Here is a 24,540-nt window from a genome sequence, read left to right on the forward strand (position 1 = left end):
ACAACGGCTTGGGGACGCCCCCCATGCCGAGCCCTTGCACGCGCCTGGGTCGAACAGGGAGTGGAGCGATGATCATCAGCATTGTCGGCGGCGGCGCCACCGGCATCACGGCATTGCGTCATCTGGCGGAGCTCATCGCATCAGAGCGCTACCAAGGCGCCATCAGCGGCATCCAGCTCTTCGATAAATCCGGCTTCGACGGGGGCGTCGCCTACCGCACGCAGAGCGACCGTCATCTGCTCAACATGAAGGCGTCGACGATGTCGATCCGCCCGGGCGATGCGGAGGAATTTCTGCGCTGGGCCCAGGCCCGCGGTCTCAACTGCCGCGCCCACGATCATCTGCCACGCATGGTCTATCGGGACTATCTCGACGCCATACGGTCGGCAGCGATCGCCCGATGCTACAGCGCCGGAGTGCCGGTTCATGTCGAACATGCCGAGGTGGTCCGCATGCGGTTCTCGCCGGATCGCGACGTGCTGCTGACGACCGACCGCAACGTCACGCATATCTCGTCCGTGCTGATCCTCTGTACCGGCCACAATGCGCCCGATGATCACTACGGCCTTGACGGCTGTCCAAATTACATTCGCGATCCTTACGGCACGTTCTCCTTCGCGGACCGCGACGACATGGCGGTCGGCATCCTCGGAAGCGGACTGAGCGCGGTCGACACCGCGACCGCGCTGGCCAAGACCCACCGGGCGGTGAGGATGACCTGCTTCTCCAGAAGCGGCCTGTTCCCCACGGTTCAGCCGGTCACCGCTCCCGCAATCTCGAACAACTTTCGCGACGCTCTGCATCGCTATGTGATCGGTCGGCAACGGGTCGAGGCGGACGCCTTTGCCGCCCGCCTCTCCGAATTGCTGCTGGAGGTCACCGGCATTCGCTGCGATTTATCGTGCCATGACATCGAGCGCGATGCGCTGACCGATCTCGAGCGCAACATCGCGCAGGCCGAGACCGGCGGGCCCAACGTCTACTCTTACCTCGTCAGCGTCATCAACGTCATGTGCGACGCCTGGAGCCGGATGAGCGACGTCGAAAAGACGCGGTTCATGGCGGTCTACAATTCCGGCTGGCTTCGCAACCGGTCAGCGATGCCCCGCGACAACGCAATACGGATTCGCGACCTGATGCGATCGGGGAGGCTGTCGGCCTGCGGCAGGCTGCGCAACGTGACCGAGATCGACGGCCGGTTTCGCGTGATCCTGGGCGGAGGTCGACATCGCGAGATCGACTACGTCATCGACGCGACGGGGCCATCCTACCGGCTGGACGCCAGCCCGCTCTATGTCGACATGCAGCGGCAGGGACTGGTGACGCTCGACGCGCTTGGGGGCGTTCGCTGCGGCTACGACGACAGCCGCGTCCACGACCGGCACGGCACCCCCTATCCGAACGTCTATGCGGTCGGCGGTCCCACCAAGGGCGCGCACTTCTACGCCGCCGCCGTCGACATCAACATGCACCGCGCCCAGGCCGTGATCGATTCGATCCTCAACCCGAAAGGTTCGCAGATGAGCACCATCACGACGTCCATCGATGAAACCGACCGCCTCGCCGATCTCGTGCGCCGCGACCATCCCTCACTCGACACGATGGTACTCGCAGCGGACGGCAAATATCAGACCAGGCCGGCAGCGCTGGACGAATTGATGTGGGAGGTGAGGGACTGCGTCGGCGAGGCATTCCGGAACCGGGCGCCTGAAGACTTCCCGACACTCTATTGCGCATGGGGGCGCTGCCGCGTCGGCTCGACCGCACTCACCAATCTGTTCGGCGTCGCCGGTATGCCCTCCTACTTCCAGCCGGTGAAGGTGGTCCTGCGCCATCGCCTGGTCGGACATGCAGGCGAACCCTGGGCCGTGCCGCAGGCGTCGGAGCAGCCGCATATCTTCAGCAAGGAAATGGCGGGGCCTTACGTGCTGGCCGAGAGCCTGTTCCTGCCGCTGGAGCCGCTGATCGAAGCTGGTTGGCCTGCCGACAAGCTCCACATGATCATGCTCGACCGCGATCCCGCGTGCTCGCTCGCATCGTGGCTCGAGAAATGGTCGGACCGCGTTCCCGAGGACCGGCTGATCCAGAACTACGTCATCTCCACACTCAACGCCCTTCGCGTCGAGGGCTATGCAAGGCGGCACGGCGTACCGGTGACCCGTTACGTCTACGAAGCCAGCAAGGATGCGACCGGCTCGGTGCGAAAGCTGTTCGACCGGCTCGGCCTTGGCGCACGCTTCACGGAAAGCGCAGTCACCGACTGGAATGAACGCGGGCACATCGAATCGAAAAGCTCGGGCGTCACCTTCCTCAGCGAGCCCAAGATCTACACCGTTACCGGTCTTCACGGATCGGACACCGCCTACCGCTACCGCAGCCGCAAGACGACGTCGCTGACCGATGCGCAGCTGGAGGTCATCGAGCGCTATGGCATCGACGACATGTACCGCGCCTCGGTCGCGGCCTGCATGCGCGATCTCTCGCTGGATACCGACACCGCCGCCCACTTGTTCGGCGATTGCCTGGGCACAGCCGCATGACCGCAAAGATCCAGCTCGTCGTGGAGGCCTCGCCGGCGCGCAATGCGCCGGACGAGGCCCCGGTGCACCACGGCGCCACCAGCCATCTCCGGCGCCTGGAAGCGGAGAGCATCCACATCCTGCGCGAGACGGCCGCCGAATTCCGCAAACCGGTGTTGCTCTATTCCATCGGCAAGGATTCGTCGGTCCTGCTGCATCTGACGATGAAGGCGTTTCATCCCGGCAAGCCCCCGTTTCCGCTGCTGCACGTCGACACGACCTGGAAGTTCCGGGAGATGATCGCGTTTCGCGACCGCCGTGCGCGTGAACTCGGCCTCGATCTGATCGTCCACACCAACCATGACGGCCTGAACCAGGGCATCACTCCCTTCACCCACGGCTCGGCCCGCTACACCGACGTCATGAAGACGCAGGCGTTGCGTCAGGCGCTGGACCTGCACGGTTTCGACGCCGCAATCGGCGGTGCGCGGCGCGACGAGGAGAAATCGCGCGCCAAGGAGCGCGTGTTCTCGCACCGGAGTGCGGCGCATCGCTGGGATCCGAAGAACCAGCGGCCGGAACTATGGGGCCTGTACAACACGATGCTTGCGCCCGGCGAGAGCATGCGGGTGTTTCCGCTGTCGAACTGGACCGAGCTCGACGTCTGGGACTACATCCTGCTCGAGAACATCCCGATCGTCCCGCTCTATCTCGCAGCCCCGCGCCCGGTGATCGAGCGCGACGGCGCGCTGATCATGGTCGACGATGAGCGTATGCCCCTGCATTCGGGTGAAGAGCCGCGTCGGCGCTCCGTCAGGTTTCGCACCCTCGGCTGCTATCCCCTCAGCGGCGCAACGGTCTCGACGGCGGTAACGCTGCCCGAGATCGTCCGGGAGATGATGGCGTCACGCACGTCCGAGCGACAGGGACGCATGATCGACCGCGACAGTCCCGCGTCGATGGAGCGCAAGAAGGCGGAAGGGTATTTCTGATGTCCTATCACGAGGCCCCCGCGATTGCTGCCGCCGATGCGCCGCGGCTCGGCCAGGACGATCGCCCGACGCTGCGCTTCGTCACCTGCGGCAGCGTCGATGACGGCAAGAGCACGCTGGTCGGCCGCCTGCTCTACGATTCCAAGACGCTGCTCGACGACCAGCTCGACGCGCTGGCGTCGGAGAGCAAGGCGGTCGGCACCACCGGCGGCGATCTCGATTTCGCGCTGCTGGTCGACGGTTTGCAGGCCGAGCGCGAGCAGGGCATCACGATCGACGTCGCCTACCGGTTTTTCGCAACGAAGCTGCGCCGCTACGTCGTCGCCGACACGCCGGGACACACGCAGTATACGCGCAACATGGCCACCGGCGCCTCCAATGCCGAACTCGCCGTGGTGCTGGTCGATGCCCGCAAGGGCGTGATCACGCAGACCCGGCGCCACAGCCACATCCTGTCGCTGCTCGGCATCCGCCACGTCGTGCTCGCCGTGAACAAGATGGATCTGGTCGGCTTCGACGGCGACCGATTCGCGGCCATCACCGCCGAATATCTGACTCTGGCCGGCCAGCTCGGAATCTCCCAGGTCCAATGCATTCCGGTCGTGGCGCCCGACGGCGACAACATCGCCGTCGCCAGCGCGCGTATGCCCTGGTACACGGGGCCAACGGTCACGGCCTATCTGGAAACGGTCGACGTCGCCGGTGACATCTCACAACGGCCGTTCCGGCTGCCGGTGCAGTGGGTCAACCGGCCGCATGCGGAGTTTCGCGGCTTCTGCGGACGGATCACGAGCGGAACGATCGCAGCCGGTGAGGCCATCACCGTGCAGCCGTCGGGCCGTCGTACCCAGATCGCGCGCATTCTCACGCCGGGGGGCGAGCGCGACCGGGCTGCGGCAGGCGAATCCGTGACGCTGATATTGTCCGACGAGATCGACGTCAGCCGGGGCGACGTGCTGACATCAGGATCTGCACCGCTTGTCTCGGATCAGCTGGCGGCACATCTGGTCTGGTTCGATGACGAGGCCATGGTCCCAGGCCGGCGTTACGCGCTCAAATGCGGCACCTTCTCGACCGGCGCGGTGATCACGACGCTCGAGCACAATATTGCCATCGACACCATGGCACGGGAGAGCGCCACCACACTCGACGCCAACCAGATCGGCTACGTCCATCTCAGCCTCGACCGCGCGCTGGTGTTCGAGGCCTACCGCGACGATCGCGAGATGGGCAGCTTCATTCTGGTCGACCCGATCAGCCATCGCACGGCCGCAGCGGGAATGATCGACCTGTCACTGCGCCGCGCCACCAACATTCACTGGCAACAGCTTGCCGTCGACAAATCCATGCGCGCGCGGCTCAAGCAGCAGCGGCCCTGCGTGCTCTGGTTCACGGGGCTGAGCGGCGCGGGCAAATCGACGATCGCCGATCTGGTCGACCGGCGGCTTGCCGAACTCGGACGCCATGCCGCGCTGCTCGACGGCGACAATCTCCGTCACGGCATCAACCGCGACCTCGGCTTTTCCAGCGCGGACAGGATGGAGAACGTCCGGCGCGTCGCCGAGATCGCGGCGCTGTTCGTCAATGCCGGCATCATCGCGCTGGTCGCTCTGATCTCACCGTTCCGCAGCGAGCGCGACATGGCGCGGCACCGGGTCGAGGCGGGCGAGTTCATCGAGATCCATGTCGCAACCCCGCTCGCCGAATGCGAACGGCGCGATCCCAAGGGCCTCTATCGCAAGGCGCGCGCCGGCGAGCTGCCGGCCTTCACCGGCATCGACCATCCCTACGAGACGCCGCAGGCGCCCGAGATCACGGTCGACACCTCGGAATTGACGACGGAGGCGGCCTGCGAGCGCATCATCCGCTACTTGCGGGAGCATCATTATCTGTAAGGGCTGGTGGTGGAGTACCCTGGAGAGGCCACCGGCCTCAAAAGTCCGAGGCGATGCCCTTGGTCTCCCAATCGCCGTAGCGGGTGGGCTCGAGCCCCTTCGGTCCCTGAAGCTCTTTCGGCCTCGCTTTGGCATTGGCCGCGGCGGCTTGCCGGCGCGCCTCGGCCTCGGCCAGCGCGCGCTGGGCGGCCGGCGACAGCGGTTTGCGATCGGGAACGGTGGTCTGGTCACTCATCGTCGAGCGTCCTAGCGCAGGATCAAACGCCGCGCGACGTCCAATAACGCATTGCTGAAATGGCCGCGACGGGCTGAAATGGCCAGAGGTCATTCTTACATTTGGCATATTCGCATGCCACAGCTGCGGCTCTCAAGGCATGCGCCCATATCGGCGGAACTGCCGCTCGCTCAGAACCTTACTTTCGCATGCCATCTCAACGTTTCGCCCCTCCATCCGAAGTGCCCGGTCTCGCGGCGCGGCGGATCGCTGCCGACATCGTCGACGGTGTCCTGCACAAGCACCGCACGCTCGACGACCAGCTCGATGGCTCCGGCGCCCATCCCGGACTGAAGACGCTCGCCGACCGTGACCGCGCGCTGATGCGGCGCCTGGTGGCAACCATTTTGCGCCGCCTCGGCACGCTCGGCCATGTGCTGTCGCGCCTGCTCGACAAGGGCATTCCCTCCGACGCGCCGCGCGCGCAGAGCGCGCTGCTGATCGGCGCCGCCCAGATCCTCTGGATGGACGTGCCCGATCACGCTGCGGTCGATCTCTCCGTTCGCCTGGTGCAATCCGACCGGCGCGCTGCGCGCTATGCCGGCCTCGTCAACGCCGTGCTGCGCCGCTGCGCGCGCGAGGGCCAGGCGCTGGTCGAGGAGGTCGCCGCGCAATCGCTGGACCTGCCGCCTTGGCTGCTGGCGCGCTGGAGCGCGCATTACGGCGAGGCGACCGCACGGGACATGGCGCTCGCGCTCGGCCACGAACCCTCGCTCGACCTGACCGTGAAATCCGACGCCGCGCAATGGGCGAGCCGGCTGCATGGGGAAGTGTTGCCGACCGGATCGGTCCGCACGGTCCTGCACGGTGCGGTGACCATGCTGCCCGGTTTCGCCGAAGGACAATGGTGGGTGCAGGACGCCGCCGCCGCACTGCCGGTCCGTCTGTTCGGCGATATTGCCGGCAAATCCATCGCCGATCTCTGTGCGGCGCCCGGCGGCAAGACCGCGCAATTGGCGCAGGCCGGCGCGCATGTCACGGCGATCGACCGCTCACCCGCGCGGGTCGCGCGCCTGCGCGAAAATCTCAGCCGGCTGTCGCTCCAGGCCGAGACTGTCGTCGCCGACGCCGTGGAATGGGCGGGTCCGGCGGACGGCTTCGAGGGTATTCTGATCGACGCGCCCTGCACCTCGACCGGGACGATCCGCCGCCACCCCGACGTCGCGTGGTTGCGGCAGGATTCCGACGTTGCCGCGATGACCGTCCTCCAGCAACGGCTGCTGCGCAAATCCGTCTCGCTGCTCAAGCCCGGCGGGATGCTGGTCTACTGCACCTGTTCGCTGGAACCCGAGGAGGGCGAGCAGGCCGTCGCCGCGCTGCTCTCCGCAGAGCCCGCGCTTCGCCGCGTGCCGATCGAGGCCAGTGAGGTTTTCGGACTGAGCGAGATCATCACCACCGACGGCGACCTCCGGACCCTGCCGAGCCACCTGCCGCACGCCGACCCGAAGCTCGGCGGGCTCGACGGATTTTTCGCCGCCCGGCTCGTTAAATCCTGATTTTGCACCGGATTTTGCTACCACTGGACTGATTCGGGGGCTTTCAAGGTGGTGTCAGAAGGCCGATTTTGGGATTAATAAGGATTCGTCGGAATCCTCTCCCCCTTCAAGGCAAGGCGTGTCGGTCGCTCAACGCAGACGTATCTCGACGCTGGTGATGAACCGCTTCGCGCGGAACATGCTCGCGCGCGCGAGCGGGGGTTCCGTTGCGCTGTCGCGGGTCTGGCCCGGCCGTACCGACCGGCTGATCATTGCGCCGCATGATCTGCGCACGGCGGACGCGACCCGCGCCGCCGAAATCTATGCCGGGCGCTTCGTCTTCGCCGGCAAGATCGTCAACTGCCACGGCCGCTCGATTTTCGATCTCGATCCGCCGTCAGAGGACTGGGAGGTCGCACTGCTCGGCTTCGGCTGGCTGCGACACCTGCGCGCCGCCGACACGGCGCTGACCCGGGCGAATGCGCGCGCATTGGTCGAGGACTGGATCAGCAACCCCGCCAACAAGCGCCGGCCTGTCGCCCGCCGTGCCGACGTGCTGGCGCGGCGCGTGATCTCGCTGCTGTCGCAGGCGCCGCTGGTGCTCAACGACACCGATAACAAATTCTACCGACGATACTTGCGCGCGCTGGCACGCGAGATCCGCTTCCTGCGCTACACCATGGTCAACATTCCCGACGGAGTGCCGAAGCTCCAGGTGCTGATCGCGGTGTGCTACACGACGCTCTGCCTCGCCAACCAGGCAAGTCATATCCGCAGCGCATCGAAAAAACTCTCCGACGAGTTGCAGCGGCAGATTCTCCCCGACGGCGGCCACATCTCGCGCAACCCAGGCGCGCTGATCGAGCTCCTGATCGACCTGTTGCCGCTGCGGCAGACCTTTGCCGCGCGCAACATCGCGCCGCCGCCGGCGCTGCTCAATGCGATCGATCGCATGATGCCGATGCTGCGCTTCTTTCGGCACGGCGACGGCAATTTCGCGCTGTTCAACGGCATGAGCGCGACGTCGTCGGACCTGCTCGCCACGCTGCTCGCCTATGACGACGCCCATGGCGCGCCGATGGCGAACATGCCGCACACCGGATTCCAGCGCCTCGATGCCGGCCCGACCACCCTGATCATCGACACCGGACCGCCGCCGCCGCCCGGCGTCAGCCATGACGCGCATGCCGGCTGCCTGTCGTTCGAGCTGTCCTCCGGCATCAGCCGTATCGTCACCAATTGCGGCATGCCGACCACGGGGCGCGACAATTGGCGGCCGTTTGCGCGCGGGACGGCGGCGCATTCGACGTTGACCTATCACGACACGTCGACCTGCCAGTTCGTCGAGATGTCGGCGATGAAACGATTGCTGCGCGGCGCGCCGATCATCAGCGGCCCGGTCGAGGTCGAGAGCTATCGCGAGATCGTGCAGGACGGCACGCTGCTCACGACCTCGCATGACGGCTATCTCGCCAAATTCGGCGTCGTTCATCGCCGCGTGCTGATGATCGCCAATGACGGCGGACGTATCGACGGCGAGGACACGTTGTCGCCGCCGCAGGGGGCGCGGCTCAAGGGCGCTGACGCCGATTTCGCGTTGCGCTTTCATCTGCATCCCGCAGTGAAGGCGAGCCGGCTGTCGGATGCCCGCGGCGTGATGCTGGTGCTGCCGAACCGCGACGTCTGGACCTTCGAAGCGCTCGACGACAAGGTCGACCTCGAGGACAGCGTGTTCCTGGCCGGCAATGACGGCCCCCGGCGCACCGCCCAGATCGTGATTCGCCAGGATGCCCGCCAGGCGCCCTCGATCCGCTGGAGTTTTGTGCGTTCCTCGGCCTCACCTGCGGTCACCAATGCTCGCCGAAATGCGCGGCGCGAGCCGGAACTGCCGCTGTAAAGAGCTGCGATTCGGCCCTATCTGATCGTTGTGAAGGGCGTTGAAAACTGCTATCGAGCGCTCGTTCGCGCGACTGGCGACCTTGGATGGAGCACCATCGGGAAGCGCGAGACATATGAGCCGCGCGCCTGGGCATAGACACTCCTTAAGACAGAGGATCTTGCTCATGACTGACCATCCCCGCCGCGTCACCCGCGCCCTGCTTTCCGTCTCCGACAAAACCGGCCTGATCGAGTTCGCGAAGGCGCTTGCCACCCATGGCGTCGAGCTGGTCTCGACCGGCGGCACCGCCAAGGCGATCGCGAGCGCCGGCCTCAAGGTGAAAGACGTCTCCGAGCTGACCGGCTTCCCTGAGATGATGGACGGCCGCGTCAAGACGCTGCATCCCAAGGTGCATGGCGGCCTGCTCGCGATCCGCGACAACAAGGACCATGCGGACGCGATGAAGGCGCACGGCATTGCGCCGATCGACCTTCTCGTCGTCAACCTCTATCCGTTCGAGGCGACGGTCGAGAACGGCGCGGGCTTCGAAGACTGCATCGAGAACATCGACATCGGCGGCCCCGCGATGATCCGCGCCGCCGCGAAGAACCATGACGACGTCGCCGTCGTGGTCGAGGCGGACGACTACAAGGCCGTGCTCGACGAGCTCGCCGCCAACAACGGCGCGACCACGCTCAAGCTGCGCCGGCGGTTGGCCGCAAAGGCCTATGCACGCACCGCGGCCTATGACGCTGCGATCTCGAACTGGTTCAACCGGCAGCTCGAAATCGACGCACCCGATTTCCGCGCCTTCGGCGGCAGATTGATTCAGTCGCTGCGCTACGGCGAGAACCCGCACCAGACCGCCGCGTTCTACGCCACGCCCGACAAGCGTCCGGGCGTCTCGACTGCGCGACAGCTGCAGGGCAAGGAGCTCTCCTACAACAACATCAACGACACCGATGCGGCCTATGAATGCATCGGCGAATTCGATACTTCGCGCACCGCGGCCTGCGTCATCGTCAAGCATGCCAATCCCTGCGGCGTCGCAGAAGGCTCGAACCTCGTCGAGGCCTATCGCAAGGCACTCGCCTGCGATTCGACCTCGGCCTATGGCGGCATCATCGCGATGAACCGCGCGCTCGACGCCGACACCGCGCGCGAGATCACGAAAATCTTCACCGAGGTGATCATCGCACCCGGCGCCAGCGAAGAGGCGATCGCCATCATCGGCGCGCGCAAGAATCTGCGCCTGCTGCTCGCCGGCAGCCTGCCCGATCCGCGCGCACCGGGCCTCACCGCCAAGACGGTGGCCGGTGGCCTCCTCGTGCAGAGCCGCGACAATGCCGTCGTCGACGACATGACGTTCAAGATTGTCACCAAGCGCGCACCCGATGATTCCGAGATGCGCGACCTGAAGTTCGCCTTCCGCGTGGCAAAACACGTCAAGTCCAACACCATCATCTACGCCAAGGATCTCGCCACCGTCGGCATCGGCGCCGGTCAGATGAGCCGGGTGGATTCAGCCCGCATCGCGGCGCGGAAAGCCCAGGATGCAGCCAATGAACTGAAGCTCGCGGAGCCACTGACCAAGGGCTCGGTGGTGGCGTCGGATGCGTTCTTCCCGTTCGCCGATGGCATGCTCGCCTGCATCGAAGCCGGCGCCACCGCCGTGGTGCAGCCCGGCGGCTCGATGCGCGACGACGAAGTGATCAAGGCCGCCGACGAGCACGGCATCGCCATGGTGTTCACGGGGAGGCGGCATTTCAGGCACTAGCTAGCGATTCGCGTCAGGCAAAACAGGCATCTGCAGGGGCACGCGTTGCACAACCTTGACCCAAGCCAAATCTAGCACCCGCAAGATGCCTGGATCGCCTGCGTATTTCCCACGCAGTGATCTCTCGCTGTTCGTGACTTCGCCGCAATGCAGAGATTGCAAAATGCTCCCGATGTCCGCGAGCTGAGCCTTGCGTTCGGGATCGAATGCTCTTTTCGACCACTCGGCGCATGCATAGCTTCGACCAACGAGTTCCAACACGTCGGATGGAATATCGGTAGGGGCAAACTGCGAGTAGGCTGCCGAAGCAAGCCAGATCGAACCCACATAGATGCCCGCCACCAGAAGCCTAGGTATTGTGGGGACGATTCTTGACCAATTTAACAGATGCGTCTGGGCCATGGCGGTCGATCGATCCGTGTTAATCCATCAAGGTGCAAGCGCGGTCAGTCCCGCACCCTCATCAGCAGCGCGAGCCCCGCGACGAAGAACACCACCAGCACGGCCATGCCGGCCTTCTGGCTGGCGGTTACCGCGGTGATAACACCTATCAGAAGCGGACCGATGAAGGACGTCACCTTTCCGGTCAGCGCGAACAAGCCAAAATACTGCGCGATGCGATCCTTCGGCGCGAGGTGGATCAGCAGCGTGCGCGAGGCGGCCTGGAGCGGGCCACCGGCCGCGCCGATCAGGCAGCCCAACACGACATAGGCACGCTCGGCGGCGGCAGCGAACATCGGGCCCCCCGGCACCGGCGGCGCGACCTTGACGAACAGCACGCTGTCCTTGTCGACGAGCAGGATGGCCGCCACCGAGAGCAGCAGGATCAGCATGCTGCCGGCGATGACGCGCTTTGGCCCGAGGAAATCATCGAGCTTGCCGCCGATCCACGCGCCGAAGGTACCAGCGATGGCGAGGATGATTCCGAACGTGCCGATCTGGATCGTGTGCCAGCCAAAGGTGCCGGCGGCATAGATGCCACCGAACGCAAACAGCGACACCAGGCCGTCCGTGTAGATCATGTTGGCGAGCAGAAACGCCGCCAGCGATTTCTGCTGCGGCAGGTCCTTCAGCGATTGCTTCAGGTCGGCCAGGCCTTCATGCAACGCCTCGCGCACCGGTAGCTTCGCTGGATAATCCGGCGTGAACAGGAACATCGGCGTCACGAAGATGATGAACCACAGCCCGGTCAACGGCCCGGCCGCACGGTCACCCTGATGGGTTGCGGGATCGAGCCCGAACAGCGGCGTGAAGCCGAGCAGTGTGCGGCCGGTCTCGGGATTGGCGGCGAGGAAGCCGAGCACGATGATCAGGCTGACGATGCCGCCGATGTAACCCGTGGCCCAGCCGGTGCCGGAGAGCCGGCCAATCCGCTCCGGCGGCACCAGGGTCGGCATCATCGCATTATTGAAGACGGTGGCGAACTCCGCGCCGACGCTGGCGAGCGCGACCGCGGTGAGCAGCGGCGGAATGATGGCGTGGTCGCCGGGCTTGCCGATCCACAATGCGCAGGAGGCCACCACCAGGAGCGCACCGAATGCGGCGATCCAGGGCTTTCGCCGGCCGGAGGCATCCGCGATGGCCCCTAGCACCGGCGACAGCAGCGCGATCGCCAGGCCCGCAGCTGCCATCGCAAAGCCCCACAGCGATTGGCCGGTGGCAGCATCTGGCGCGATGCTGGTGGCGAAATAGGGCGCGAACACGAAGGTCGTGATCAGCGTGAAATACGGCTGCGCAGCCCAGTCGAAGAAGATCCAGCTGATGACGGCGGCGCGCGGCGGATAGGTCCGCTGCGCGCCGGCCATGCGCACATCCGGGGCGATCGTCGTCATCACGCGGTCCTCATCACAAACAGTTTTGCCTCTCTTAGCGCAAACCGTATAGCATTACAGCGACGCGTTTGAACTGGGCTGAAGCCTCGGCGGCAATTTGATGATGGCGTCATTTTCGACACGGCGGACTTTTTTCGCACTCATCGCCACTCTGGCGTTTGGTCTTGCATCCGCAACCGCGCAGGATGCGCGGCGGCTCTATGTCCCGCCTGCGCTCGACACAGTGCACGCTGTTCCTGCCGAGCACGGCATGGTGGTGGCGCAGGAGAAGATCGCTGCGCAAGTCGGCGCCGACATCCTGCGGCGCGGCGGCAATGCCGTCGATGCCGCGGTCGCAACCGGCTTTGCCATGGCCGTGACCTATCCGCGTGCCGGCAATATCGGCGGCGGCGGCTTCATGGTGATCCACGCCGCCGAACGCAAGGAGGACATCGCGATTGATTATCGCGAGACCGCGCCGGCGGCGACGACCGCGCAGATATTCCTTGGGCCCGATGGCAAGCCTGATGCCGCCAAGTCGCGCGATTCCGGACTTGGCATCGGCGTGCCCGGCACGGTCGCAGGCCTCGCGCTGGCGCTCGAGAAATACGGCTCGGGCCAGTTCACGCTGGCGCAATTGCTCGAGCCGGCAATCGCGCTTGCCCGTGACGGGTTTATCGTCACGGACGACATCGCCGACACGCTTCCGGGCTTATATCCGCGGCTGGCGCACTGGCCATCTTCGGCAAAAATTTTCGCGAAGCCCAATGGCACGCCGTTCGGCGAAGGCGACCGGCTGGTGCAGAGCGATCTCGCCGACACGCTGGCGAGCGTCGCGGCGCAGGGACCGCGTGGCTTCTATGAGGGTCCGGTCGCGGAGAAGCTCGCCAAGGCGGTGTCCGACGCTGGCGGCATCATGACGCCGGCCGATCTGAAAGCCTATCGGGCCGTGATCCGCGCACCGGTGCGCGGCACCTATCGTGGCTACGACGTCGTTTCGATGCCGCTGCCGTCCTCCGGCGGCGTGGTGCTGGTGGAGACGCTCAACATCCTCGAAGGCTTTCAGCTCGCAGACCTGAAGCAGGGCTCGCCGGCCTCGCTGCATCTCCTTATCGAAGCGATGAAGCGCGCGTATGCCGACCGGGCGCGCTATCTCGGCGATCCCGCCTTCGTCAACGCACCGATCGAAACCCTCATTGCGAAGGACTACGCCGCCAAACTGCGCGCCGGCATCTCCACCGATCGCGCCACGCCGTCCAAGGATCTCGTTTCCAACGCGAGCTCGCCGCGCGAGGGCAGCAACACGACGCATTATTCCGTCGTCGACAGCCGCGGCAACGCCGTCAGCAACACCTATACGCTGAACTTCAGCTACGGCGTCGGCCTCGTCGCCGACGGCACCGGCGTGCTGCTGAACAACGAGCTCGACGATTTCACCGCGGCAGTCGGCGCCTCCAATGCCTATGGCCTGGTCGGCTACGAGGCCAATTTGCCTGGGCCCGGCAAGCGGCCGCTGTCCTCGATGTCGCCGACCATCGTGCTGAAGGATGGCAAACCGGTGCTGGTGACGGGCTCGCCCGGCGGCAGCCGCATCATCTCCACCGTGCTCCAGGTGATCGTGAACGTGCTCGACTACAAAATGGACGTGGCGGCAGCCGTAGCCGCGCCGCGGCTGCATCATCAATGGCTGCCGGACGAGGTGCGCGTTGAGCGCGGTTTTCCCAACGACGTGCTGTTCGAACTGAAGGCGATGGACCATCTCATCGTCGAGCCGATGGGACAGACCTCGGCCAATTCGATTCTCGTGACGCCGAACGGGCCGCTTGGTGCGCCTGATCCACGCACGCGCGGTGCGGAAGCAGCAGGACAGTAACCCAGCCCTTGCATGGCGCGACCGCACGCCCCGGCTTGCGCCGGCCGTCGCGCGTGCTACCACCGCCCGGCCAGAAGAAAATGCCGGGGAAACGCACATGACCGCAGCCGATCCGCTCCAGCGCATCGAGCGCGCCGAGATCGAGGACACCAGCCTTCTCGCCTTCTACCGTGACATGAATGCACCGGAGCGGCGGACGTTCTGGGCCTGCGCGGCGGGCTGGGCGCTCGACGGCATGGACTTCATGATCTATCCGCTGGTGATCGGAACCATTGTCGCACTGTGGAAGGTCGATGCGGCGTCGGCCGGTCTTGCCGGCACGGTGACGCTGCTGGCATCCGCCATCGGCGGCTGGCTCGGCGGTTATCTCTCCGATCATATCGGCCGGGTCAGGACACTCCAGATCACCATCATCTGGTTCTCCATCTTCTCGCTGGTCTGCGCCGTGGTGCAGAATTTCGAACAGCTCCTGATCGCGCGCGCCGTGCTGGGCCTCGGCTTCGGCGGCGAGTGGGCCGCAGGCGCCGTGCTGATGGGCGAGGCGATCCGGCCGCAATATCGCGGACGCGCGGTCGGCTCGGTGCAATCGGGCTGGGCCGTCGGTTGGGGCCTCGCTGTGCTGTCGCAGGCGATTCTGTTTTCGCTGATGCCGGCGGAGACGGCGTGGCGCTGGATGTTCGTGATCGGCGCGGTGCCGGCGCTCCTGGTGTTCTACATCCGCCGCTCCGTCACCGAGCCGGAGATCGCTGCCGAGGCCCGCGCGAAGCAGGCCGCCAGCGGTGATCGTCCGGCGCTCTGGGAAATCTTCTCGGGCCCGATCCTGAAGACCACGATTCTCGCGTCACTCGCCGCGACGGGTTGCCAGGGCGGCTACTACGCCATCACCTTCTGGGTGCCGCAGTTTCTGACCAAGGAGCGGCATCTGTCGATCGTCGGCTCGACCGGCTATCTCTCGACGCTGATCATCGGCTCCTTCATCGGCTATCTCGTCGGCGCCTGGCTCGCCGACCGGATCGGACGACGCAATCTATTCCTGACCTTCTCCATCGGCGCCATCGCGGTGGTGCTGCTCTACACGCAGCTGCCGCTGACCAACGAAATCCTGTGGGTGCTGGGATTTCCGCTCGGCTTCTTCGCCTCGGGCTATTTCTCAGGGGTCGGCGCGTTCCTGACCGAACTCTATCCGACGCGGCTGCGTGGCTCCGGCCAGGGCTTCTGCTACAATTTCGGCCGCGGCATCGGTGCGCTGTTTCCGTTCCTCGTCGGTGCGCTGTCGGCATCGACGTCGCTTGCGAATGCGATCGCCATCTTCGCGGTCGTGGCTTACGCGCTGTTCTTCATCGCTGCGTTCGCGTTGCCGGAGACGCGCGGCCGCGTGCTGCATGCGGACTAGCGGCCCCCATCATCCGGGGCGGTGAGAAAACTTACCGCCCCACCTGATACGGTCCGCCCTTCTCCAGCGCGCGCGCATAGGCCGGCCGCGCGTGGATGCGCTCCAGGAGCGCTATCGCCTTGGGATGGCCCTGCTCCAGTCCACCGCGCGCTTGCGCGGCTTCGAGCGGAAAGCTCATCTGGATGTCGGCTGCGGTGAACTCATTGCCTGCGAACCATTCGCTCTTGCCGAGCTCGCCTTCCCAATAATCCATGTGCTGCTTGAGCTGCGGATTGACCAGCGCGGTGAGGGCCTGGTTCGAGACCTTGCGCACCAACGGGCGAAGCAGCGCCGGTGCGCGCTTCGGCATCAGCGTGAACAGCAGCTTCAACAGCAACGGCGACATCGCGGACCCCTCGGCATAGTGAAGCCAATAGGTGAAGCGCAGCCGCTCCGGGGTGTTCGGCGGCGGGATCAGCCGGCCGTTGCCGTAGGTCGCGATCAGATATTCGATGATCGCGCCGGACTCGGCGATGGTGTTGCCGTTGTCGGTGATGACGGGCGATTTGCCGAGCGGATGAATCGCGCGCAGCTCTTTCGGTGCCCGCATGTCGGGCTGGCGCTCGTAGCGCACGATCTCGTAGGGCACGCCCAACTCCTCGAGCAGCCACAGCACCCGTTGCGATCGGGAATTGTTGAGGTGATGGACGGTCAGCATCGCGAAATCCCCAGGCTAGGCGTGATCTGTCGGCCGCGTACCTGCCAGCCCGGGATCGCAATGTCGAGCCATCCGGATGGATATTTTCATCCGGGTATATTGACGTCGATAATTTACCCGGGTATTAAATGCCCCAACGTCATCAATTATGGCAATGATTCCAATGCAGCGAACTTTTACGGCCTTCCAGGGTCAATGCCGCCTGGCATCGGGCCCGGCGGGAGAGATCGCGTTGGTCGTCAAGCGGATCGCGACAAGGCCGGACGAGCCCATCATCATCTTCGAGGACGCCACGGGCCGATCGATCGACTTCGATCTGCGCGGCGGGGATCGCGAGGTGTTGGCGCGGTTGGCGAAGCTCATCCCGCCTCCGGTTGAGGAGACCGCACCACCACCCGAGCCGCGCGGTCGCGGGCGGCCAAAGCTCGGCGTGGTCGCGCGCGAGGTGACGCTGCTGCCGCGGCACTGGGAGTGGCTCAATGCGCAACCCGGCGGCGCCTCGGTCGCGCTGCGGAAACTCGTCGACGAGGCGCGGCGCGCGAGCGGCGACAAGGACCGCGAACGGCAGGCACGCGACGCGGCCTATCACTTCATGTCGACCATGGCCGGCAATCTGCCGCAGTTCGAGGAGGCCTCGCGCGCGCTGTTTGCGGATGACCGGCGACGCTTCGCCGGACTGATCGCCGACTGGCCGGCTGACATCCGCGACCACATCGTCAAGCTCGCCTATAGCGACCGCGCCTAGGCGCAGAACTTCTCACAACCCCATCAACGGTCGAGCCGCGCATTGCGCGGCAACGGCTTCGCACGTCCTGATGAAAGGTACATCCATGTCTGCTGCCAAGCCACTCTGGCTCAATTTCCTGCGCTTCCTCGCACCGCTCTTGCTGAGCAACGCGCTGCAATCGCTGTTCGGCACCGTCAGCAATGTCTATCTCGGCCAGATGATCGGCGTCGACGCGCTCGCGGCGGTCTCGGTGTTCTTCCCGGTGATGTTCTTCCTGTTCGCCTTCGTCATGGGCCTGAGCACCGGCGCCACCGTGCTGATCGGGCAGGCCTTTGGCGCTGGCGAGTCCGGCAGAATCAAGATCGTTGTCGGCACGACACTCGCGGTTGGCCTGCTGCTTTCGATATCGGTGGCGCTGGTTGGCGGTCTGTTCAGCCGGCAATTGATGATGGCTCTCGCCACGCCCACAGACATTCTCGACCAGGCCAGCGCTTACGCGCGCGTCATGCTGCTCACCATGCCGCTTGGCTTCGTCTTCCTGCTGATGACGGCGATGATCCGCGGCGTCGGCGACGCGCTGACGCCGCTACTGGCGCTGGCGTTGTCGACCACGATCGGTTTGATCCTGACGCCGATGCTGATCCGCGGCGCGCTCGGCCTGCCGGCGGCCGGCATCACCAGCCCGGCCTGGGCGGCTGCGATTGCCAATGCGCTCACGCTGGTCGCGCTGGGTGCCTATCTGCGACGGAAGAAGCATGCACTGGCACCGGACGCCGCGCTGCTACATCATCTGCGGCTCAACCGTGCGGTACTGGGAAAGATCCTCGGCATAGGCTTACCAAGTGCGATCGGCATGGTGGTGATGGCGATCGCCGAGCTTGTGCTGCTCGGCCTCGTCAATGGCTTTGGATCGGATGCGACCGCCGCCTATGGCGCCGTCAACCAGGTGATGGGCTACACCCAGTTCACGGCGATATCGATCTCGATCGCGGTTTCGATCCTCGGCGCGCAAGCCATCGGCGGCGGCGATCGCGCGCGACTCGATGGCATCGTCCGCACCGGTCTCGCGTTCAACCTCGTGCTGACCGGCGGACTGGTGGCGTTGATCTATCTGGTGCCGCGTGCCGCGCTCGGCATTTTCATCACCGATGGCTCCGTGCTCGACCTGGCGAACGGACTGCTCTTCATCGCCTTGTGGAGCTCGGTGCCGTTCGGGCTAGCCACGGTGTTCTCCGGCGCGATGCGCGCAGCCGGCGTGGCGTTGATGCCAATGCTGCTGTCGATCTTCGCCATTGTCGCGATCGAGCTGCCGTCCGCGGTGATCCTAAGCCGCATCGTCGGCCTGAAGGGCGTGTGGGCCGCCTATCCGATCGTGTTCTGCGCCATGTTTATTTTGCAGGCGGGCTATTTCCTTCTGGTGTGGCGCAAGCGTGCGATCCGGCGTCTGATCTGAGGGGATGATCAAGATATTATGACCGTCATTAAACGGTGGACCTGTGGCGCGCCCTGCGCCACAATGGATGAAAAGCCAGGTCAAAAGTCAGGTCAGGGAGAATGAATTTGACCCGCACAGCCCCGCAATTCCTGTTCGATTTCGGCAGCCCGAACGCCTATCTCAGCCATCTCGCGATCCCGGCGATCGAACAGCGCATCGGCGTCAAATTCGAGTATGTGCCGATCCTGCTCGGCGGCATCTTCAAGTCGACCAACAACAAGTCGCCGGCCGAGACGCTGGCCGGCGTCAGGAACAAGCGCGAATTCCACCAGGTCGAGACCGAGCGCTTCGTCAAGCGCTTCAAGGTCCAGCCCTACGTCTTCAATCCCAATTTCCCCGTCAATACGCTGAACCTGATGCGCACAGCAATCGCGGCGCAGCTCGAAGGCGTGTTCGAGAAGTATGTCGATGCCGCCTTTCACCACATGTGGCGCGAGCCAAAGAAGATGGACGACCCCGAGGTCGCGGCGAAGGCGCTGGCATCCTCCGGGCTCGATGCCCAAAAACTGTTCGCCCGCGCCCAGGAGCCCGAGGTGAAGGGCAAGCTGATCAAGAACACCGAGGAGGCGGTCGCCCGCGGCGCCTTCGGCTCGCCGACCTTCTTCGTCGGCAACGAGATGTTCTTCGGCAAGGAGCAGCTGCGCGAGGTCGAGGAGATGGTGTCGGGCGAATAGTCCCGTCATTCTCGGGCGACAGAATGTGATCGCGGCAACATTCTGGATTGCTTCGCTTCGCGCGCAATGACGACTATAGATAGACGGCCAATAGCAATAACAAGGAAGATCCCATGCGTATCCTCGTGGTAGGCGCCGGCGCCATCGGCGGCTATTTCGGTGGCAGGCTGTTGCAGGCCGGCCGCGACGTCACTTTCCTGGTCCGGCCGCGCCGCGCCAGCGAGCTCGCAAGCGCAGGTCTCGTCATCAAGAGCCCGAATGGCGATGTGACCTTGGAGAATCCGCCGACCGTGCAAGCGGACAAGCTCGCGGAAAAAGTCGACGTCGTGCTGCTCAGCTGCAAGGCGTTCGACCTCGACGATGCCATCAAATCGTTCGCCCCTGCAGTCGGCCCGAACACCGCGATCATCCCGATGCTCAACGGCATGAAGCATCTCGATACGCTGGATGCCAAGTTCGGCAAGGAGCGCGTGCTCGGTGGTCTCTGCGCCATCGCCGCGACCTTGAACGAGAAGCGCGAGGTGGTGCAGCTGCAGCCGATGCAGTCGATCAATTACGGCGAGCGCGACGGCAAGCTGTCGGACCGGGTCAAGGCGATCGACGAGGCCTTCAAGAGCGGTATCGTTGGGGCCACCGCCAGCCAGAACATCATGCAGGACATGTGGGAGAAATGGGTGTTCCTGTCCTCGCTCGCGGCCTCCACCAGCCTGATGCGCACCTCGGTCGGCAACATCCTTGCCGCTCCCGGCGGGCGGGACTTTTTGCTCGGCATATTGGACGAGACCAGCGCGATCGCCACCGCGTCGGGCTATACGCCGGGCGGACCGTTCTTCGAGCGCGTCAAAGGCATGCTCACCACCGAGGGCTCACCGATGACGGCCTCGATGTTCCGCGACGTCAAGGCGGGCTTCCCGGTCGAGGCCGATCACGTCATCGGCGACCTCATCGCGCGCGGCGACGCGGCCAAGGTCCCGGTGCCGAAGCTGCGCATCGCGTACACGCATCTGAAGGCATATGAGAAGCAGCGGGCGGGGTAACACTCGGCGGTCGTCCGGCCCCGTGCGCAATTGCGCACTTGGCCGGGACGACGAGCGGAGATTGCGACGAAATCATCCCTCGCACGAACGCTCCCGCACATAGTTTCACGCATCACGATAAATTATTGTTCGAAACCACTTCGCCGAGCCTCCCGTAGCTCGGGCCAACGACGTCACTGCTGCCGCACGTCAAACTGTCGCAGCCGCCGTTGTTGCTCAGGTTAATCACCGGTGATCGCCGGTCACAATCCAATCGGGAGTCTCTCCATGTCGAAGCGCATTGCCTATCTCACCGCCGCAGCCTTCAGTGCCCTGGCAATCACCGCGACCGTCGTTGCGCCCGCCTGTGCCGAAGAGAAGACCGTCATGGTCGGCGGCGCCGCGATGTTCCCGTCGAAGAACATCGTCCAGAACGCGGTCAATTCGAAGGATCACACCACGCTGGTGGCGGCGGTGAAGGCCGCCGGTCTGGTGCCGACGCTGGAAGGCAAGGGCCCGTTCACGGTGTTCGCGCCGACCAATGCCGCCTTCGGCAAGCTGCCGGCCGGCACCGTCGACACCCTGGTCAAGCCCGAGAACAAGGCGACCCTGACCAAGATCCTCACCTACCATGTTGTGGCCGGCAAGCTCGAAGCCTCCGACCTCACCGACGGCAAGAAGCTCAAGACCGTCGAGGGTGAGGAACTGACCGTCAAGAAGCAGGACGGCAAGACCTGGATCGTCGACGCCAAGGGCGGCACCTCGATGGTGACGATTGCCAACGTCAACCAGTCCAACGGCGTGATCCATGTGGTCGACACCGTGCTGATGCCGGCGACGTAACACCACGCAAACCCTGTTTCATCCCCCTGACAGGATGCGCGGAGCGGCGAGCCGGGGCCCCCCGGCTCGCATTATTGTGAGCAGGATAGCCCACGGGCATCGATTCGATGGCCGGGAGGGCGTAACGAAAGCGGAAGCATCCGCGTATAATCATCGACACACGATCCCCAGGACGGAACCACGATGTCGAGCCTCACCGTAACCGACGATCAGATCGCCACCCCGGCCAAAGTGATCCAGCCGGCCTGGGTCAGGGTCATGCACTGGACCAACGCCGTCGCCATGATCCTGATGATCATGTCGGGCTGGCAGATCTACAACGCCTCGCCGCTGTTCGATTTCCGTTTCTCGCACGACATCACGCTCGGCGGCTGGCTCGGCGGCGCGCTGCTCTGGCATTTCGCGGCGATGTGGCTGTTGATGATCAACGGCCTCGCTTATCTCGTCACCGGTTTTGCGACCGGTCGCTTCCGGAAAAAACTGCTGCCGATCACGCCGTCAGGCGTGCTCCACGACGTCAGGGCGGCGCTGACCTTCAAGCTCGGCCACGACGACCTCAGCGTCTACAATTACGTGCAGCGCACGCTCTATGCCGGCATCATATTGGTCGGTGTGCTCATCGTACTGTCCGGCCTGTCGATGTGGAAGCCGGTGCAGCTGCATTGGCTGGTGACGCTGTTCGGCGATTATCCGACGGCGCGCTACATCCATTTCTTCTGCATGGCGGCGATCTGCGCGTTCCTCGTCATCCACGTCCTGCTTGCGCTGCTGGTGCCGAAGAGCCTGCGCGCGATGATCATCGGTCGCTGAGGGAGGATTATCATGGCCAAGCGTTCATTCCTGATCCCCGGCGTCGACAAGCGGTTGCTGATCAAGGACTCCATCAAGGTGATGCCGGATATCGCCCGCCGCCGCTTCATCGCGGGCGGCGCCAGTCTCGGCGCATTGACGCTGCTCGCCGGCTGCGACGTGATCGACTCGTCCTCGGCCGACAATTTGCTGGCGAAGGTCTCGAAATTCAACGACGCGGTGCAGGATTTCATTTTCAATCCCGATGCGCTGGCGCCGACCTTCCCCGAGAGCGCGATTACAAAGCCATTTCCGTTCAACGCCTATTATGATCTCGACGACGCGCCGGAAGTCGATGGCGACAACTGGAAGCTCGAGGTGCGCGGCCTCGTCGACAACAAGAAGTCGTGGACGTTGCCCGAGCTCACCAAGCTGCCGCAGTTTACGCAAGTGACCCGCCATATCTGCGTCGAAGGCTGGAGCGCGATCGGCAGCTGGACCGGCACTCCGCTCCGCGATTTCCTCAAGCTGATCGGCGCTGACACGCGCGCGAAATACGTCTGGTTCCAGTGCGCCGACAAGGACGGCTACAACTCGCCTTTGGACATGCGCACCGCGCTGCATCCGCAGACCCAGATGACGTTCAAATACGCCAACGAAACGTTGCCGCGCGCCTACGGCTTCCCGATGAAGATCCGCGTGCCGACCAAGCTCGGCTTCAAGAACCCGAAATACGTGGTCTCGATGGAAGTCACCAACGAGTACAAGGGCGGCTATTGGGAAGACCAGGGCTATAATTCGTTCAGCGGGAGCTAACTCCGAACTCGTAGGGTGGGTTAGCCCTGCGACTGCGCGAAGCGCAGTTCGCACGGCGTAACCCACCACCTTTGTCACCGCACGAGAAGCGGTGGGTTACGCCGAACAGATGCGCTTCGCGCATCTGCAGGGCTAACCCACCCTACGGCACCGAGTTCTTCGGCCCCACCTTCCGCTGGCACAGCGCCAGCACTGCCCCTAGCGCCAACAACCCCGCCGACACATTGAGCGCGTAACTCAAACTCCCCAGCGCATCCGTGATGGCGCCGACCACGATCGGCCCCAGCGTCTGCCCGACGCCGAACGAGATCGTCATCGCCGCGATCGCGCGCGGCCAGGTCTCGGGCGGATAATTGAAGCGGACGAAGGCGGTGGTCGAGCCGACCACGGCGAAGAAGGCGACGCCGAACACCACTGCCGAGGTCGCAAGCCATGCGGTCGAATGTCCCAGCATCGGCAAGCCGGCGCCGATCGCGTTGGTGCCGAGGATGATCGCGGTGGCGAGGCCGCCGCGATCGAGCGCGAGCACGCGACGCCAGACCCAGGGCGTCACGAAGGCACTCATGCCGATCAAGCCCCAGAAACCCGCCTGCGCCGCGGCTCCGCCGCCGCTGTCGCGCACATAGGCAATCATGAAGGTCATGTAGGCGATGTAGCCGGCGCCGAACAGGAAGTAGCTCGCGAGATAAATCAGCACGGGGCGAAGCGCGAAGGAAGCATGGCTGGCTTCGGTGAAGCGCGCCTCGCTCTCGATGCGGACCAGGAACAGCGGCACGGTCATCACGGCCGAGAGCAGCGTCAACGCCCACCACACGATCCACCACGAGCCCGGCCCGAAATGCTGCAGCGTGAACGGCGCGATCAATCCGGATGCGAGAATGCCGACGCCGGGACCGGCATAGAACAGGCTGAGCAGGAAATTGGCGCGGTCCGGGCGCGACTGCGCGATGGTTGCAGCCAGCGCGCCGCCGGCGACGAAGCCGGCTGCGGCACCCAGGCCGAGCACCAGGCGTGCGAGGCTGAGCGCGACGAAATTCCCGGTCAGCGCGCAGGTCGCGAGCGCGGCGAGGCAGGCCACGGTTCCGCCGCGGATCGCCGCCGACCAGCCGACGCGCTGGATCAGCCGGGATGCGACAAGCGCGCCCACGAGGTAGCCGACGGCGTTGATGGTGTTCATGAAACCGGCGGCCGAGTAGGACCAGCCGAGGTCCTCGCGCATATCAGGCAGCACCAGCGCGTAGGCAAAACGGCCGATGCCGAGCCCGACGGTCGCCGCCAGCGACAGGGTCAGGATCAGCCGCGCGGGATGGGCCTCTAACGGGGGACGGTCTGGGGCGAGCAAAGGGGTACTCCGGCGGGCCGCAGTGTGGCAGGCCCCGCCCGCCTTGCACAGCCGCGGCGCGGCAATGGTGTCTTGCCAAGCGCGCAACGCCGCTCTAGCACTCCGGCGAAATTCACGAGATGCCGTCATGCCCGGCCTTGTGCCGGGCATCCACGTCTTTTGCGCGAGTGAGGCGAAACGTGGATGGCCGGGACATAGGCGAGCGGCAGCGACGCCGTCCTTTGGCCGGCTATGCCGGCCATGACGAATGGAG

At 64.9% G+C, this 24,540-nt stretch carries 20 protein-coding genes and 1 riboswitch; of the genes, 15 read left to right on the forward strand and 5 right to left on the reverse strand.

Going from position 1 to position 24,540, the window contains the following annotated elements:
* Positions 1–68 precede the first annotated feature (68 nt).
* The 3 genes from JJE66_RS38620 to cysC are packed head-to-tail and all read left to right on the forward strand — an operon-like array spanning position 69 to position 5,406.
* Entirely contained in the window at positions 69–2,540 is a 2,472-nt protein-coding gene (locus tag JJE66_RS38620) for an FAD/NAD(P)-binding protein (RefSeq protein WP_200514299.1), read from the forward strand.
* Entirely contained in the window at positions 2,537–3,511 is a 975-nt protein-coding gene (gene cysD / locus JJE66_RS11060) for a sulfate adenylyltransferase subunit CysD (protein ID WP_246756153.1), read from the forward strand. The genes JJE66_RS38620 and cysD overlap by 4 nt, the downstream gene beginning before the upstream one ends.
* Positions 3,511–5,406: an adenylyl-sulfate kinase gene (gene cysC, locus JJE66_RS11065; RefSeq protein ID WP_200514300.1), complete on the forward strand. Its 1,896-nt coding sequence runs from the start codon at positions 3,511–3,513 to the stop codon at positions 5,404–5,406. The genes cysD and cysC overlap by 1 nt, the downstream gene beginning before the upstream one ends.
* 37 nt (positions 5,407–5,443) lie before the next feature.
* Here cysC and JJE66_RS11070 read toward each other — a convergent pair whose 3' ends face one another.
* Positions 5,444–5,641: a DUF1674 domain-containing protein gene (locus JJE66_RS11070; RefSeq protein ID WP_200514301.1), complete on the reverse strand. Its 198-nt coding sequence runs from the start codon at positions 5,639–5,641 to the stop codon at positions 5,444–5,446.
* 188 nt (positions 5,642–5,829) lie between these two features.
* Here JJE66_RS11070 and JJE66_RS11075 point away from each other — a divergent pair, with 188 nt between their 5' ends.
* The 3 genes from JJE66_RS11075 (at position 5,830) to purH (ending at position 10,811) form a co-directional block, all read left to right on the forward strand.
* Positions 5,830–7,176, forward strand: coding sequence for an RsmB/NOP family class I SAM-dependent RNA methyltransferase (locus JJE66_RS11075; RefSeq protein WP_200514302.1), 1,347 nt, complete (start codon positions 5,830–5,832; stop codon positions 7,174–7,176).
* Positions 7,177–7,333: 157 nt separating this feature from the next.
* Positions 7,334–9,052 (forward strand): heparinase II/III family protein, encoded by a 1,719-nt coding sequence (locus tag JJE66_RS11080; RefSeq protein ID WP_200515328.1) that lies wholly within the window; start codon positions 7,334–7,336, stop codon positions 9,050–9,052.
* Positions 9,053–9,111: 59 nt separating this feature from the next.
* Positions 9,112–9,193: riboswitch (ZMP/ZTP riboswitch) on the forward strand.
* 25 nt (positions 9,194–9,218) lie between these two features.
* Positions 9,219–10,811, forward strand: a complete 1,593-nt coding sequence (gene purH, locus JJE66_RS11085) for a bifunctional phosphoribosylaminoimidazolecarboxamide formyltransferase/IMP cyclohydrolase (protein ID WP_200514303.1) — start codon at positions 9,219–9,221, stop codon at positions 10,809–10,811.
* Here the strand turns inward: purH and JJE66_RS11090 are convergent, their stop codons facing one another.
* Together JJE66_RS11090 and JJE66_RS11095 are read right to left on the reverse strand one after the other, a co-directional pair.
* Positions 10,812–11,213 carry a hypothetical protein gene (locus tag JJE66_RS11090; protein WP_200514304.1) on the reverse strand — a complete coding sequence of 134 codons (402 nt, stop codon included), beginning with the start codon at positions 11,211–11,213 and terminating at the stop codon, positions 10,812–10,814.
* Positions 11,214–11,257: 44 nt separating this feature from the next.
* Positions 11,258–12,643, reverse strand: coding sequence for an MFS transporter (locus JJE66_RS11095; protein WP_200514305.1), 1,386 nt, complete (start codon positions 12,641–12,643; stop codon positions 11,258–11,260).
* A 100-nt stretch (positions 12,644–12,743) separates the two neighbouring features.
* On the opposite strand from JJE66_RS11095, the gene ggt reads away from it, so the two are divergent.
* Together ggt and JJE66_RS11105 are read left to right on the forward strand one after the other, a co-directional pair.
* On the forward strand, positions 12,744–14,495 hold the full coding sequence (gene ggt, locus JJE66_RS11100; RefSeq protein ID WP_200514306.1) for a gamma-glutamyltransferase: 1,752 nt from the start codon (positions 12,744–12,746) through the stop codon (positions 14,493–14,495).
* Positions 14,496–14,592: 97 nt separating this feature from the next.
* Positions 14,593–15,888, forward strand: a complete 1,296-nt coding sequence (locus tag JJE66_RS11105; RefSeq protein ID WP_200514307.1) for an MFS transporter — start codon at positions 14,593–14,595, stop codon at positions 15,886–15,888.
* Positions 15,889–15,919: 31 nt separating this feature from the next.
* Here the strand turns inward: JJE66_RS11105 and JJE66_RS11110 are convergent, their stop codons facing one another.
* The gene (locus JJE66_RS11110) at positions 15,920–16,585 is read right to left on the reverse strand and encodes a glutathione S-transferase family protein (RefSeq protein WP_200514308.1); all 666 of its coding nucleotides are present in this window, start codon (positions 16,583–16,585) and stop codon (positions 15,920–15,922) included.
* 148 nt (positions 16,586–16,733) lie between these two features.
* On the opposite strand from JJE66_RS11110, the gene JJE66_RS11115 reads away from it, so the two are divergent.
* The 7 genes from JJE66_RS11115 to JJE66_RS11145 all read left to right on the forward strand — a co-directional run bounded on the left by JJE66_RS11115 (position 16,734) and on the right by JJE66_RS11145 (position 22,945).
* Positions 16,734–17,330: a DUF2239 family protein gene (locus JJE66_RS11115; protein WP_200514309.1), complete on the forward strand. Its 597-nt coding sequence runs from the start codon at positions 16,734–16,736 to the stop codon at positions 17,328–17,330.
* A gap of 85 nt (positions 17,331–17,415) precedes the next feature.
* Complete coding sequence (locus tag JJE66_RS11120; protein WP_200514310.1) at positions 17,416–18,765, forward strand: MATE family efflux transporter; 1,350 nt, start codon at positions 17,416–17,418, stop codon at positions 18,763–18,765.
* Positions 18,766–18,872: 107 nt separating this feature from the next.
* On the forward strand, positions 18,873–19,481 hold the full coding sequence (locus JJE66_RS11125) for a 2-hydroxychromene-2-carboxylate isomerase (RefSeq protein ID WP_200514311.1): 609 nt from the start codon (positions 18,873–18,875) through the stop codon (positions 19,479–19,481).
* A 113-nt stretch (positions 19,482–19,594) separates the two neighbouring features.
* Positions 19,595–20,518, forward strand: coding sequence for a 2-dehydropantoate 2-reductase (panE, locus tag JJE66_RS11130; protein ID WP_200514312.1), 924 nt, complete (start codon positions 19,595–19,597; stop codon positions 20,516–20,518).
* A gap of 267 nt (positions 20,519–20,785) precedes the next feature.
* Positions 20,786–21,340 carry a fasciclin domain-containing protein gene (locus JJE66_RS11135; protein WP_200514313.1) on the forward strand — a complete coding sequence of 185 codons (555 nt, stop codon included), beginning with the start codon at positions 20,786–20,788 and terminating at the stop codon, positions 21,338–21,340.
* 183 nt (positions 21,341–21,523) lie between these two features.
* Positions 21,524–22,150 (forward strand): cytochrome b/b6 domain-containing protein, encoded by a 627-nt coding sequence (locus JJE66_RS11140; RefSeq protein ID WP_200514314.1) that lies wholly within the window; start codon positions 21,524–21,526, stop codon positions 22,148–22,150.
* Positions 22,151–22,162: 12 nt separating this feature from the next.
* Complete coding sequence (locus tag JJE66_RS11145; protein ID WP_200514315.1) at positions 22,163–22,945, forward strand: molybdopterin-dependent oxidoreductase; 783 nt, start codon at positions 22,163–22,165, stop codon at positions 22,943–22,945.
* A gap of 142 nt (positions 22,946–23,087) precedes the next feature.
* On the opposite strand, the gene JJE66_RS11150 is transcribed toward JJE66_RS11145, so the two are convergent.
* Positions 23,088–24,287, reverse strand: a complete 1,200-nt coding sequence (locus JJE66_RS11150; protein ID WP_200514316.1) for a YbfB/YjiJ family MFS transporter — start codon at positions 24,285–24,287, stop codon at positions 23,088–23,090.
* Positions 24,288–24,540: the final 253 nt, after the last annotated feature.

The sequence above is a fragment of the Bradyrhizobium diazoefficiens genome (assembly GCF_016612535.1).
Classification (GTDB): Bacteria; Pseudomonadota; Alphaproteobacteria; order Rhizobiales; family Xanthobacteraceae; genus Bradyrhizobium; species Bradyrhizobium diazoefficiens_C.